Below are 351 nucleotides of genomic sequence, written 5' to 3' on the forward strand. Positions count from 1 at the left end.
GCAAAACCACGTTTGCCTATACGGCCAGCCCGGCCATCACGTTCCTGAAGGGGTACCTGAAGGATAAGGCCCCGAACGGCGGTCAGGCCCTGCAGCCGGTCGTGGAGCTCGGTCTGGCAGACCAGGATCTGAAGCTGGTGACAGGCGCCCTGAATGCGGTCAACCCGACCCTGAGCGTGAAGGCAACCGGCACCATGCCGGACAAGGCCACGCAGGTTGAGGGACTGGTGACCTTTACCCTGGCGCAGGCGGGGGTGATTGCCGGGAAGGAGGGGGGCGTGGCGAAAATCCAGCCGGCGGCGTTCCTGACCGGTATCCTCGGCGGGGCGGCTCCGTCTAACGGCCCGGCCG

General features: G+C 66.7%; 1 protein-coding gene. It reads left to right on the forward strand.

Annotation, left to right across the window (positions count from 1 at the left end):
• Nucleotides 1-351, forward strand: a 351-nt coding sequence (locus ACU8YC_RS28615; protein ID WP_446896468.1) for a hypothetical protein, incomplete at both ends; no start/stop codon positions are given.

The organism is Citrobacter sp. VF227 (assembly GCF_052950715.1).